General features: G+C 65.8%; 10 protein-coding genes. 6 read left to right on the top strand and 4 right to left on the bottom strand.

Annotation, left to right across the window (positions count from 1 at the left end):
- Positions 1-140: 140 nt before the first annotated feature.
- Entirely contained in the window at positions 141-2,249 is a 2,109-nt protein-coding gene (locus tag RMET_RS01180; RefSeq protein ID WP_011515132.1) for an ATP-dependent helicase, read from the top strand.
- Between the two features lie 37 nt (positions 2,250-2,286).
- Here the strand turns inward: RMET_RS01180 and cmdF are convergent, their stop codons facing one another.
- The 4 genes from cmdF to RMET_RS01160 form a co-directional block, all read right to left on the bottom strand.
- Positions 2,287-3,888 (bottom strand): tyrosine 2,3-aminomutase, encoded by a 1,602-nt coding sequence (gene cmdF, locus RMET_RS01175; protein WP_011515131.1) that lies wholly within the window; start codon positions 3,886-3,888, stop codon positions 2,287-2,289.
- A 136-nt stretch (positions 3,889-4,024) separates the two neighbouring features.
- On the bottom strand, positions 4,025-5,350 hold the full coding sequence (locus tag RMET_RS01170) for a sigma-54-dependent transcriptional regulator (protein WP_008652608.1): 1,326 nt from the start codon (positions 5,348-5,350) through the stop codon (positions 4,025-4,027).
- Positions 5,351-5,395: 45 nt separating this feature from the next.
- A complete protein-coding gene (locus RMET_RS01165) occupies positions 5,396-7,402 on the bottom strand; it encodes a sensor histidine kinase (RefSeq protein WP_011515129.1) in 2,007 nt (668 codons plus the stop codon).
- Positions 7,403-7,520: 118 nt separating this feature from the next.
- Positions 7,521-8,810 carry a dicarboxylate/amino acid:cation symporter gene (locus RMET_RS01160; RefSeq protein WP_011515128.1) on the bottom strand — a complete coding sequence of 430 codons (1,290 nt, stop codon included), beginning with the start codon at positions 8,808-8,810 and terminating at the stop codon, positions 7,521-7,523.
- Positions 8,811-9,259: 449 nt separating this feature from the next.
- On the opposite strand from RMET_RS01160, the gene RMET_RS01155 reads away from it, so the two are divergent.
- The 5 genes from RMET_RS01155 (at position 9,260) to RMET_RS01135 (ending at position 13,120) form a co-directional block, all read left to right on the top strand.
- Positions 9,260-9,580: a (2Fe-2S) ferredoxin domain-containing protein gene (locus RMET_RS01155; protein ID WP_008641760.1), complete on the top strand. Its 321-nt coding sequence runs from the start codon at positions 9,260-9,262 to the stop codon at positions 9,578-9,580.
- Between the two features lie 134 nt (positions 9,581-9,714).
- Entirely contained in the window at positions 9,715-10,359 is a 645-nt protein-coding gene (locus RMET_RS01150) for an alpha/beta hydrolase (protein ID WP_011515126.1), read from the top strand.
- A 43-nt stretch (positions 10,360-10,402) separates the two neighbouring features.
- Entirely contained in the window at positions 10,403-11,596 is a 1,194-nt protein-coding gene (locus RMET_RS01145; protein WP_008641765.1) for a D-alanyl-D-alanine carboxypeptidase family protein, read from the top strand.
- A 17-nt stretch (positions 11,597-11,613) separates the two neighbouring features.
- Positions 11,614-11,922 carry a YbeD family protein gene (locus RMET_RS01140; protein ID WP_008641766.1) on the top strand — a complete coding sequence of 103 codons (309 nt, stop codon included), beginning with the start codon at positions 11,614-11,616 and terminating at the stop codon, positions 11,920-11,922.
- Positions 11,923-11,926: 4 nt separating this feature from the next.
- The gene (locus RMET_RS01135) at positions 11,927-13,120 is read left to right on the top strand and encodes a class I SAM-dependent rRNA methyltransferase (protein ID WP_008641768.1); all 1,194 of its coding nucleotides are present in this window, start codon (positions 11,927-11,929) and stop codon (positions 13,118-13,120) included.
- The last annotated feature ends 78 nt before the right edge of the window (positions 13,121-13,198 follow it).

The following is a 13,198-nucleotide window of genomic DNA, read 5'->3' as shown; positions in this document are numbered from 1 at the left end:
CAACGAAAAGGTGCCCATGCGGCACCTTTTTTATTGCCCGGCTCACATCGTCGGGCATCCGGCTTGCCTGTCAGGGCTGTATGGATATACAGTGAGCGCCAGATTTTTCTCATCGCATCCATCCGACTGCCTGCCCTGACGTGTTACCGGAACTTGCCCCTGAAGCCGCTGCCGAGTCGCCCGACACCGAGGTCACCGACGCCCCCGCCTATCTTTCCCGGCTGAATCCGGAACAGCGCGCGGCGGTGGAGTACGACGGTGACGCGCCGCTGCTGATCATTGCCGGCGCGGGCTCTGGCAAGACCAACACGCTCGCGCATCGGGTGGCGCATCTGGTCGTGAACGGCGCAGATCCGCGCCGCATCCTGCTGCTGACGTTCTCGCGCCGCGCCGCCTCCGAAATGGGCCGCCGTGTCGAGCGCATCGTCGACCAGGCACTCGGCATCCAGACCGGCGCGGGGCGCGCCGCGCTGCAGTGGTCAGGCACGTTCCACGCCATCGGCGCCCGCCTGCTGCGCGAGTACGCCGAAACGCTCGGGCTTGCTCCGACCTTCACCATCAGCGACCGCGGCGATGCGGCCGACCTGATGCACGTGGTACGCCATGACCTCGGACTATCCGAGCAGACCTCACGCTTTCCGCGCAAGGAAACCTGCCTCGCGATCTATTCACGCGTGGTCAACACGCAGTTGCCGCTCGAGGTTGTGCTGAAGACGCAGTTCCCGCGCTACGCGATGTGGGCGGACGCGCTCAAGGGCCTGTTCGCCGCCTACGTGGAAGCCAAGCAGAAGCAGCAGGTGCTCGACTACGACGACCTGCTGCTCTACTGGGCGCAGGCGATGACCGAGCCCGCACTGGCGCAGGACATGGGCGCGCGCTTCGACCACGTGCTGGTCGACGAGTACCAGGACACCAACGCGTTGCAGGCGTCGATCCTGCTGGCGCTCAAGCCGCAAGGGCGCGGCCTGACCGTGGTGGGCGATGACGCGCAGTCGATCTACGCATTCCGCGGCGCCACCGTGCGCAATATCCTCGATTTCCCGACACAGTTCTCGCCGCCGGCCGAGCAGGTCACGCTGTCGCAGAACTATCGCTCGACGCAGCCGATCCTCGGCGCCGCCAATGCCGTGATTGGCCTTGCGGCCGAACGCTTCACCAAGGATCTCTGGTCCCTGCGCGAATCGGCGGAGAAGCCCGGCGTGGTGGTGGTCAACGACGAGGCCGAGCAGGCGCGCTTCGTCGTCGAGCAGGTACTGGCGCGGCGCGAGGCTGGCTTGTCGCTGACGCAGCAGGCGGTGCTGTTCCGCGCGGCCGACCACAGCGCCCAGGTCGAGATCGAGTTGGCCCGGCGCAATATCCCGTTCGTGAAGTTCGGCGGACTGAAGTTTCTGGAGTCGACGCACGTCAAGGACGTGATGGCCGTGGTGCGCTGGCTGGAAAATCCACGCGACCGCATGGCCGGATTCCGCACGCTGCAGTTGCTGCCCGGCATCGGCCCGAAAACGGCCGCGCGCGTGCTCGAAGGACTGGAAGCCGCCACCGAACCGTTGATCGCGCTCGAAGCCTTCGAGCCGCCCCCCGCCGCCGCGCCCGCCTGGGATGAACTGGTGACGCTGGCGCGTGCGCTGATGGCGCCGACCTCGCCCTGGCCATCTGAATTCGAACAGGTGATCGCCTGGTACATGCCGCACCTCGAACGGATGCACGACGATGCCGCCGCGCGGCAGGCGGACCTGCAGCAGATCGAGCGCATCGCGGCCACCTATGCGTCGCGGGAACGCTTCCTCACCGAACTCACGCTCGACCCGCCCAGCGCGTCGAGCGACGAATCCGGCGTGCCCTCGCGCGACGAGGACTACCTGATTCTGTCGACGATCCATTCGGCCAAGGGGCAGGAGTGGAAGGCCGTGTACGTGCTCAATGCGGTCGATGGCTGCATGCCATCCGATCTTGCCACCGGCACCACCGAGGAAATCGAGGAAGAGCGCCGCCTGCTGTACGTGGCGATGACGCGCGCGCGCGACCACCTCGACATCGTCGTGCCACAACGCTTCTACGTGCACAACCAGGTCGGCTTTGGCGATCGCCACGTCTACGCATCGCGCACGCGCTTCCTGCCGAACCGCGTGATGCCGAATTTCTACAGCCGCTCGTGGCCGCCCGCGCCGATGCCGGGGGAAGGCCAGCAGGCGAAGGCCTCGCTACCGCAGGTAGACCTCGCCAGCCGAATGCGCGGCATGTGGAAGTAGGAAACCGCTAGTTACCGAAAGTTACCGCCAGAGTTCGTCAGGCCAGTTCGATGCCCGCGCCACGCACGACCTCAACCAGCGCGCCCTGACGGAGCAGCGCCGCCATAGCCTCGATGTCGTCGGTCATATAGCGATCGATCGACAGGAACGGCACGCGCTCCCGCACGAACGCGAACACGGCGCGGCCTGCCGGCGCCAGTTGCTCGACCGCGCCCGCGAGTTCGGCGGCCTGACATGACGCCAGCAACTCCAGCGCGAGGATGTACTGGTTATTGTCGAGAATGCGGCGGGCATTGCGGGCAGCGATCAGCCCCATGCTGACCACATCCTGGTTGTCGCCGTTCGACGGCACACTCTGGATGCTCGCCGGGCTGCAGATCGTGCGGTTCTCGGCAATCAACGCCGTGGCCGGATACTGTGCCCCGGCAAACCCGCACGACAACCCCTCGTTCGCCGCCGCCAGGAACGCCGGCAGATTGTTGTTCAGATGCGGGCTCAGCAGGCGGTTCAGGCGGCGCTCCGACACCACGCCCAGTTGCGTGGCGGCGATGGCCAGGAAGTCCATTGCGAATGCCACCTGCTGGCCGTGGAAGTTGCCGCCGTGGAACAGCTCGCCGTCTTCGAAGAACAGCGGATTGTCATTCGATGAATTCAGTTCGCGCTCGACCACGGTGGCGCAATGGTCGAGCGTATCGCGCACCGCGCCAAGCACCTGCGGAATGCAGCGCAGCGTGTAGGCCTTCTGGATGAACACGCCAGTGCCGGTGTTCTTGGCCTCGCCCGCGCGTGTCTTCATCTCGGCGGACAGTTCGCCATGTCCGGAGAGCCGTGCCGAATCGGCCAGCAGCGCGCGCATGTTCGCCGCCGAGCGGATCTGTCCCGGATGCGGTTTGGCGATGTCGTGCCCATGGGCCATGAAGGCATCGGCCGAGGCGGATAGTCCTTCGAGCGCCAGCGCCGCGATGATCTCGGCCTGCTGGACCTGCGCGCGCAGCGTCTCCAGCAACAGGCACGACACCCCGGTCATGGCCGATGTCCCGTTGATCAGCGCCAGCCCTTCCTTGTACGCCAGCGCGAGCGGCGTGATGCCACGCTCGCGCAGGACTTCGGCCGTGGGTGCCGTACCGCCATCCTCGGTCAGCACCTTGCCTTCGCCGATCAGCGTGATGGCGACGTGCGACAGAGGCGCGAGATCACCGCTGGCCCCGAGCGAACCCACCTGCGGCACGGCTGGCGTGATGCCGGCTTCCAGATACTTCAGCAGTTGTTCGATAACGGCCGGCCGCACCGCCGAGTATCCGCGTGCCAACGCATTGGCACGCGCGACCATCATCGCGCGGACCTCGTCGCGCGAAAACAGCGGACCCACACCCGCGCAATGGCTGCGCAACAGGTTCTCCTGCAGCGCACGGCCATGTTCGATGTCGACCCAGTTGTGTACCAGTTCGCCAAAGCCCGTGGAGACGCCGTAGATCGGCACATTGGCCGCAGCCACCTGCTCGAAGCGGGCGCGGGCATCGGCAACCTTGCCGAGGACGGGCTCCGGGACGATGGCGGCGCGCTGGCCGCGTGCGATGGCGGCGACGGTGTCGGGGGTCAGGTGGTGGCCGTCGATGTCGGCCGGATGGGCGTGGGGCATGGGTCGGGGCGGTAGCAATGGAGGCGCTTGCCCTCTGCCCTGCCGTTATTCCGCTCGCGGGATATCGCGGGACAGGAAGCCGGGGAAGAGAGCCGGGCCAGAGTGTACCGACCCCCGCCTGCCCCGAGTACGGCCGTTACAGTCCGTAGCGTTTGATCTTGTCGTAAAGCGTCGCCTTGCCCACTTGCAGCAGGTCCGCTGCCTGGCTGACCGCACCGCCCGTGCGGGCCAGCGTATCGGCGATCACGGCGCGCTCGTAGCGCTCCATCCGCTCGCGCAGCGGCGTCGATTCGTCAACGGGATCCGCCTTGCCGCCGGCGTGCCCGCCTTCCGGCACGCCCAGCACCAGTCGATCTGCCGCGTTGCGCAGTTCCCGCACATTGCCGGGCCAGGGCCGTTGCATCAGTTGCTGGCGCTGCATCTCGGACAGAATCGGCGCCGGCCGCTGATAGCGCACGGCGGCAACGAGCATGAAGTGCTCGAACAGCGGCACGATGTCCTCGCGCCGCTCGCGCAGCGGCGGTAGCGGAATCGTCACCACGTTGAGCCGGTACAGCAGATCCTGCCGGAACGTACCTTGCGCCACCAGTGCTTCCATGTCGCCCTTCGAAGCCGCGATGATGCGCACGTCGATGGGTATCGACGTATTCGAGCCGAGCCGCTCCAGCGTGCCCTCCTGCAGCACGCGCAGCAGCTTCACCTGCAAGGCCAGCGGCATGCTCTCGATCTCGTCGAGGAACAGGGTGCCACCCGACGCATGTTCGAGCTTGCCCACGCGCCGCTTGCCCGCGCCGGTAAATGCGCCGGCCTCGTGGCCGAACATCTCGCTCTCGAAAATCGACTCTGGCACGGCACCACAGTTCAGCGCGATGAAGGGTTGGTCACGCCGCGTGGAGAGCGCGTGCAGGCTCCGCGCCACGAGTTCCTTGCCCGTACCGGTCTCGCCGTTGATCATCACCGGCACATCGGTAGCCGCCACATTGGCGATCAGGTCGCGCACCTGCGCGATCGCCGGCGACCGGCCGATGATCCGCGTGCCGGCAGCCGGGCCAGCCAGCTCGCGGCGCAGCGCGTGGTTCTCCAGCTCGAGCGCGCGGCGCTCGAGCGCACGGCGCACCGTTTCGGTCAGACGATCCGCGCCGAACGGCTTCTCGATGAAGTCATAGGCGCCCTCGCGCATCGCCTGCACCGCCATCGTGATATCGCCGTGCCCCGTGACCAGGATCACCGGCACGCCCGGCGCGGCATTGCGGCAGTGCTGCAGCAGATCCAGCCCGCTCGCGCCGGACAGGCGCACATCGGTAACCAGCACCCCGGGAAAATCCGCGCCAAGATGCGGCATCGCCGCTTCGGCCGAAGGCAGCGCCAGCACCGAGAAGCCAGCCAGTTCCAGGCTCTGCGCCGTCGCCTGACGCACCAGTGGTTCGTCCTCGACGAACAGCACACGCAATCCGTCCTGCATCGCAATCATGTCTTTACCTGTCATCCTTGACGCCGTTCATGCGCCTCACGCCGTGGCCGTCTGGCGCGAGCGTCGCAGTGTCACGACGAATTCCGCGCCGCCGCCCTCGACATTGCCGGCCGTCAGTTGCCCGCCGAACTCGCGCACGATCGACGACGAAATCGCCAGCCCCAGGCCGAGCCCCTGACCGATCTCCTTGGTCGTGAAGAACGGCTCGAACAGCCGTGGCAGCGCGTCCGGCGCGATGCCGGGTCCATTGTCGCGCACGACCAGCGTCACGGTCTCGTCTGTCGCGCTGACGGCGATATCGACGCGGCCATCCTCGGCGCCGGCCGCTGCAATGGCATCGAGCGCATTGCCGACGAGATTCAGCAGCACCTGCTCGAGCTTGAGTTCGTCGGCCCATACGGCCAGGTCCGCAGCGTCGCCATCGAGCCCCCGCACCCGTAGCATCACCCGACCCAGCCGTGGCGCGATCAGTTGCAGCACATGGTCGATGGCGGCGCGCACGCGCACGGCATTGCGGCGCTGACGCGCCTTGCCCGCGAACAGCTTGAGCTGGCCCGTGATCTTGCCCATCCGCTCGGTCAGATCAGCGATGGCGGAGAGATTGCCGGTGGCTGCATCGAGCTGGCCGCGCTCCAGCAACACGCGCGTGTTGTCCGAGAACGTGCGCAGGGCCGCCAGCGGCTGGTTCAGTTCATGGGTGATGCCGGCTGCCATCTGCCCCAGCGCCGCCAGCTTGCTGGCCTGCACCAGTTCATCCTGCGTCGCGCGCAGTTCGCCTTCGGTCCGCGCGCGCTCGGTCACTTCGGCTTCGAGTTGCTCGTTGATCGCCATCAGGTCGGCCGTACGGGCCTCCACGCGCCGTTCCAGTTGATCGTAGGCCGCTTCCAGCAGCCGGCGGCTGTATTGCATGTCACGCGCGCGCTGGCGGCGCTGGCGCAGGTTCACCAGCAGCAGGCAGATGCACGCATAGGCCAGCGCCGCGCCAATCGTCGCGGTGCGCGCACTGGCCAGCACCGGGTCCAGTTGCGCCATCACCTGCATGTTCCAGCCGGCGGGCCCGACGGCGCGATTGATTTCCAGGTAGCGGTCCGCGCCATCGCTGGACAGACCGAAGTGCGCGCCTTGACCGTCATCGCCATCTCGTGCCGTGGCCCCCGTGCTGCCCGCGGCGCCAACTCTCACCAGCCGTTCGCCATCGTTGAGCGTGGTGCTGGCCAGCCAGCGCGAGACCGGGGAATCCAGCGGCTGGATCGGCAGCGGCGTGACATCGACGTCATGATACTGACGCGTGTTGTGCAGTTCGGCCTGAAGCGTGGGCGGCAGGGGCCGAAGCGTGCGGTACTGCCAGCCCGGCACCGACGACAGGAAGATCACGCCGTGGTCGTCGGACACCATCAGTGGCTCGGTGCTACCGGAGCCCGCGCGCTGGAACCATTCGAGGTTCAGCTTCACCACCGTCACGCCGATGACCTTGCCGCCCGACTCGATCGGCTGGGCGATGTAGTAGCCAGGCTCGTCGCTGGTGATGCCGATCGCGTAGAAGCGGCCAATCTGACCGCGCGATGCCATCTGGAAGTACGGGCGGAAACGGTAGTCGGTACCGACGAAGCTGCCCGGCTCGCCATGATTGCTGGCGGCCAGTGCCAGCCCGCTGGCCGCGATGACGTAGGTGGCCGACGCGCGGGCCCGGGTATTGACCTCGGCCAGGTAGTTGTTGGCCACGGCAATACGGGCCGGGTCTTCAGGATTGGCCAGCAGCGCGCGCACCGAAGGGTGCAGCGATACCAGCGCGGGAAGGAATTCGTAGCGGTCCAGCGTCGATTCAAGCGTGGCCGCATAACGGTCGGCACGCATGGCCGTGGACTGCTGCAATGCGGCGATGCCGCGCTGGACCGAAAACAGCCAGGTCAGCGAGCACAGCGCCAGGAGCCCCACCATCAGCGCGGCGGCAAACCCCCACCAGCGCGTGCTCGACTCCGGCGCGTGCACCGGGCCGGGCGCGGCAGGGTCATGCACGGCAAGGAAGTCGTCGGAATGGGGCATCGGCGCGCGCGGAAGCTCTCGCGCCGATGATACCCGCTGGCGGGGATGGCCGGCAGGTTCATCCGGGACAGCGCCGGCGTCCCCTTCCTGCGGGGCGCCGGTCCCTGCCCGGGTCACGTCAGCGGGCGCTGGCGTCGGCGAGGCTGCTCGCCTCATCTTCGCCCCGCAGCACGCGGGTCAGGCGGGCGCGGTCGAGCTCGTGCTCCCACGCCGAGACCACCACCGTGGCCACGCCGTTGCCAACGATGTTCGTCAGCGCGCGGCATTCGCTCATGAAGCGGTCGATACCGAGGATCAGCACCATGCCGGCCACGGGAATCGTCGGCACCACGGCCAGCGTGGCTGCCAGCGTGATGAAGCCCGAGCCGGTCACGCCGCTGGCGCCCTTCGAGGTCACCATCGCCACGGCCAGGATCGTGAGCTGCTGCATCAGCGTCAGCTCGATGTTGGTGGCCTGCGCGATGAAGATCACCGCCATCGTCATGTAGATGTTGGTGCCGTCCAGGTTGAACGAGTAACCGGTCGGCACAACCAGGCCCACCACCGACTTCGAGCAGCCGAGCTTCTCCATCTTCTCCATCAGGTGCGGCAGCGCAGCCTCGGAGGAGCTGGTGCCGAGCACGATCAGCAGTTCTTCCTTGATATACGCGACAAAGCGGATGATCGAGAAACCGGTCAGGCGCGCCACGGTACCCAGCACCACCAGCACGAACACGATCGCCGTGAGGTAGAACGTGCCGATCAGCTTGAGCAGCGGAATCAGCGAGCCCAGGCCGTACTTGCCGATGGTGAACGCCATCGCGCCGAATGCACCGATCGGGGCCACCTTCGTGATCACGTGCACGATGTGGAAGAACACCTTCGACACCTGGTCCACCATGTCGTGGATGATGCGCGCGCGCTCACCCACCACGGCCAGCGCCGAACCGAAGAACATCGAGACCATCAGGATCTGCAGGATGTCGCCGTTGGCGAACGCGCTGAAGATCGTGTCCGGGATGATGTGCATGAAGAACTCGACCGTGCTCTGACCGTGTGCCTTCGACACGTACTGCGCGATCGACTTCGTGTCCAGCGTGGCCGGATCGATGTTGAAGCCCACGCCCGGTTTGAGCGCGTGCGTGGCGATCAGGCCGAGCAGCAGCGCGAACGTTGACACGATCTCGAAGTAGAGCAGCGCCTTGCCACCCACGCGGCCCACCTTCTTCATGTCGCGCATGCCGGCAATGCCGGACACCACGGTACAGAAGATGATCGGACCAATGATCATCTTGATCAGCTTGATGAAGGCGTCACCGAGCGGCTTCATGGCCACGCCGGTGTCGGGCCAGTAGTGGCCCAGCAGGATGCCCACGAATATCGCGAACAGGACCTGCACGTACAGGATCTTGTAGAAGGGTTTCCTCATGATGTCGTCCTCGGTGTTTGACCGGTGCCCCGGCGCTCGATGGCGTGGCGCGTTGCGCGCCTCGACCTGAACGGCGGCGCGTCTGGAAGTAACTATTTGCAACAGGCGTGCCACCTGGGCACCCAGACGCAAGTCATTGATTTCAAAGAAAAGAGGAGAAATCCAGTGGCACCGGGTTCTGGAATTCCGGAAATCCGGAATTCGCAGCTCCGGAGATTCGGAAGGCCAGATGGCCCCAAACCTCGATATTTGTGAAGCCTTCGTCGCATTCTGGCGTCCATCATGACGGGAGAGCGGCCCGACGGCCCCGGCCAGGGCCCGGATTCCGGAATTCCGTGCACCTCGTGTTACGCGGAGCGGAGGCCGTGAACACGTATAATTCCGAGCTTCCAATTACGGGCGATGGCAGGCCACGACGCCTCGCCACACCGCGCCCCACGTCAGCCGTCATGAGCAGCTACTACCAACACCACGTCTTCTTCTGCCTGAACCAGCGCGACGATGGCTCTGCCTGCTGCGCCGATCACAATGCGAAGGCCATGCAGGAATACGCCAAGAAACGCTGCAAGGAGCTTGGTATCGCCGGTGGCGAAGGCCGCGTGCGCATCAACAAGGCCGGCTGCCTGAACCGCTGTGAACTTGGACCGGTGCTCGTGGTCTACCCCGAGGCCGTCTGGTACACCTTCGTCGACGAGCAGGACATCGACGAAATCATCGAAAGCCATCTGATCAACGGAAAGCCCGTGCAGCGCCTGATGGTCGATCGCTGAAACGCGTTACCCGCCGAGCCATGCCGGGTCCAGCCCGGTTTTTTGTTGTGCCGCTGTTGTAGTTCCGTAGCTGCGCTGTAGTTACCCAGTAGTTGCCCAGTAGTTGCCCCGTTGTGCGAGAGCCGCCTGCCACCATGAACGCGCATACCCAGGTCACCACCTTCGCCGGCCCTGTCGGCGCCATCGACATCTCCATCGATCTGCCGCAGAACGCGCCCGTGCGCGGTCTGGCTCTCGTCGCGCATCCGCACCCGCTGTTCGCGGGCACCAAGGACAACAAGGTGGCGCAGACGCTGGCGCGTACCTTCGTTGCGCTGGGGTACGCCACGGTGCGCCCCAACTTCCGTGGCGTTGGCGGCACGGCCGGTGAGCACGACAAGGGCATTGGCGAGCAGGACGATCTGCTCGCCGTGATCGACTGGATGCGCACGCAGACCGCGTGGTCGCCCGACGTGGCCACGCTGCCGCTGGCACTGGGCGGTTTCTCGTTCGGCAGCTTCGTGCAGACGCACGTGGCGCGCCGTCTGGCCGAAGCGGGCACGCCCGCGCAACGCCTGGTGGTGGTGGGTACCGCCACGAGCCGCTGGGACGTGGCCAACGTGCCGGCCGACACAATCGTGATCCACGGCGAGCAGGACGACACTGTGCCGCTCGCCAGCGTGTTCGACTGGGCACGCCCGCAGGACCTGCCGGTCATCGTCATTCCTGGCGCCGACCATTTCTTTCATCGCAAGCTGCACCTGATCAAGCAGCTCGTCGTCAACGCGTGGGACCGGTGAATCGCCCCGCCCGCGCCAATCCTTTCTTGTTGGAAACCTACACATGCTGAACAGAGTCACGCCGTACGTCGCATCCGCCATTGCTCCCGTAATCGTTGCGGCAACGCTCGCCGCCGCGCCCGCAGCCGTGATGGCGCAAGGCGTGCCGGTGCCACAGGTCGCCGCCAAGTCCTGGATGCTGTACGACGTGACGAGCGGCCAGGCGCTGGCGTCACAGAATGCAGATATGCGCATCGAGCCGGCGTCGCTGACCAAGCTGATGACGGCTTACCTGGCCTTCGAGGCGCTCAAGGAAAAACGCCTGACGCTGGATCAGACCGTCACGCCGACCGACATCGTCCGCAAGGTGAAAAGCGATGAATCGCGCATGTTCATCGAAGCCGGCAAGCCGGTCAGCGTGCAGGACCTTCTGCTGGGCCTGATCGTCCAGTCGGGCAACGACGCCTCGCTGGCGCTGGCCGAAGCCGTGGGCGGCTCGGAAGAAGGCTTCGTCGTGATGATGAACCGTGAAGCCCAGCGCATGGGCATGAAGAACACGCACTTCACGAACACCGACGGTGTGCCCGATCCGAACCACTACACCACGGCGGTGGACCTGGCGATCCTGACCACGCGCCTGATCAAGGACTTTCCCGAGTACTACTCGATGTACTCGCAGAAGGAGTTCACCTATAACAAGATCAGGCAGCCGAACCGCAACCGTCTGCTGTACATCGACCCGACCGTGGACGGCGTGAAGACCGGCCATACGAAGTCCGCGGGCTACTGCCTGATTTCGTCGGCAAAGCGTCCGCTGGCCAATGTGCCCAACGGCTCGCGCCGACTGGTGTCGATCGTGATCGGCACGGCCACCGAGCAGATCCGCACACAGGAAAGCCTGAAGATCCTGAACTACGGCTTCCAGTTCTTCGACACGCTGCGCCTGTACGACAAGGGCCAGGTGCTGGCCACGCCCGACATCTACAAGGGCAAGACCGGCACGATCAAGATCGGCGTGGCCAACGAGACGTTCGTCACGGTGCCCAAGGGCACGGGCTCGCGCCTCAAGCCGGTGCTGGAGCGCCAGGAACTGCTGATCGCGCCGATCACGGCCGGCCAGCAGGTGGGCACCGTCAAGCTGATGGACGGCGCCAACAAGGTGGCGGAATTCCCGGTGGTGGCGCTCGAGGAAGTGCCGGAGGCCGGCTTCTTCGGCCGCCTGTGGGATACGATCCGCCTCTGGTTCAAGCGCAAGTAAGAGTTCAAGGATTCGAGATGTCTACAGATTCGAACAACGGTCCGCTGATTCCGGGGGAGATTCCGCCGGAACAGTCGCTGATCGAGTACCCGAGCGATTTCCCGATCAAGGTCATGGGCGCGATGCAGGATGGCTTCGCCGAAGCGATCGTGACCCTGATCCAGGACTTCGACCCGAACTTCCACGCCGGCAAGATGGAGATGCGTCCGTCCCGCAACGGCAACTATCTGGGGCTGACGGTGACCGTGTGGGTCACGAGCCGCGAGCAACTCGACGAGCTGTATCGCGCGCTGACCGGGCATCCGATGGTCAAGGTGGTGCTGTAACCGCATGAACGTCATCACCCTCAAGCCGGGCAAGGAAAAGTCCCTGCTCCGGCGCCATCCGTGGGTCTACGCCACGGGCATCGCCGCTACCGAAGGCCGTTGCGAACCGGGATCGACCGTGGTCATCCGCAGCGCGGACGGCCGCTTCCTGGCGCGCGGCGCGTACAGCCCCGAATCACAGATCCGCGCGCGTGTCTGGACGTTCGACGAGAACGAGCCGGTCGATCACGCGATGTTCAAGCGCCGCGTGTCGGCGGCCCTGGCACACCGCAAGCAATGGGTGCGCGACACCAACGCCGTGCGCCTGATCTTCGGCGAATCCGACCGCCTGCCGGGTCTGATCGTCGACTACTACGGCCAGGGCGAACGCGGCCAGCTCGTCTGCCAGTTCAACGCCGCGGGCGTGGAGCAATGGAAAGACGCGCTGGTGCAGGCGCTGATCAAGGAAACCGGCTGCCCGAACGTCTACGAACGTTCTGACGCGGCGGTGCGCCAGCGCGAAGGACTGCCGCTGGTGACCGGCGTGCTGGCCGGCGCCGAGCCCGACCCGGAACTGTCGGTGACCGAGCACGGCGTGCGCTACCACGTCGACGTGCGCAACGGCCACAAGACCGGCTTCTACGTGGACCAGCGCGACAACCGCAAGCTCGTCGGCGACCTCGCCGAGGGCCGCGAGGTGCTGAACTGCTTCTGCTACACCGGCGGCTTCTCGCTGGCGGCGCTGCGTGGCGGCGCCACGTCGGTGACGTCGATCGATTCGTCGGGCGAGGCGCTCAAGATCGCGGCCAGCAACGTGACTCTGAACGGTTTCGATCCGGCGCGCGCCACGTGGCTCGACGCGGATGTCTTCAAGACGCTGCGTGAATTCCGCGCCGAGGGCCGTCAGTTCGACCTGATCGTGCTGGACCCTCCCAAGTTCGCGCCGTCGGCACAGCATATCGACCGTGCTGCCCGCGCTTACAAGGAAATCAACCTGGTCGGGATGCAGTTGCTGCGTCCGGGCGGCCTGCTGTTCACGTACTCGTGCTCGGGTGCGATCAGCATGGAGCTGTTCCAGAAGATCGTGGCGGGCGCGGCCACCGATGCGCGCTCGGATGCGCGGATCCTGCGCCGCCTGTCGGCCGGCACGGACCATCCGATGTCGGCGGCCTTCCCGGAAGGCGAATATCTGAAGGGTCTGCTGCTCGAGAAGATCTGACCGGAATCAGGGACGGGCCGAGAATCGCCAGGAAAGGCCAGACTCAGGGTTTTCCGGAATTGTCCTCGGCCTGACTTC

The organism is Cupriavidus metallidurans CH34 (assembly GCF_000196015.1).
Taxonomy (GTDB): Bacteria; Pseudomonadota; Gammaproteobacteria; order Burkholderiales; family Burkholderiaceae; genus Cupriavidus; species Cupriavidus metallidurans.
This window is presented reverse-complemented; position numbering and strand designations above follow the sequence as displayed.

Coding starts and splice junctions, on each gene's coding strand:
- RMET_RS01170 (WP_008652608.1), bottom strand. CDS start 5,350: ATGCAGGACGGATTGCGTGTGCTGTTCGTCGAGGACGAACCACTGGTG.
- RMET_RS01165 (WP_011515129.1), bottom strand. CDS start 7,402: ATGCCCCATTCCGACGACTTCCTTGCCGTGCATGACCCTGCCGCGCCC.
- RMET_RS01145 (WP_008641765.1), top strand. CDS start 10,403: ATGCTGAACAGAGTCACGCCGTACGTCGCATCCGCCATTGCTCCCGTA.
- cmdF (WP_011515131.1), bottom strand. CDS start 3,888: ATGCCCCACGCCCATCCGGCCGACATCGACGGCCACCACCTGACCCCC.
- RMET_RS01155 (WP_008641760.1), top strand. CDS start 9,260: ATGAGCAGCTACTACCAACACCACGTCTTCTTCTGCCTGAACCAGCGC.
- RMET_RS01160 (WP_011515128.1), bottom strand. CDS start 8,810: ATGAGGAAACCCTTCTACAAGATCCTGTACGTGCAGGTCCTGTTCGCG.
- RMET_RS01140 (WP_008641766.1), top strand. CDS start 11,614: ATGTCTACAGATTCGAACAACGGTCCGCTGATTCCGGGGGAGATTCCG.
- RMET_RS01150 (WP_011515126.1), top strand. CDS start 9,715: ATGAACGCGCATACCCAGGTCACCACCTTCGCCGGCCCTGTCGGCGCC.
- RMET_RS01135 (WP_008641768.1), top strand. CDS start 11,927: ATGAACGTCATCACCCTCAAGCCGGGCAAGGAAAAGTCCCTGCTCCGG.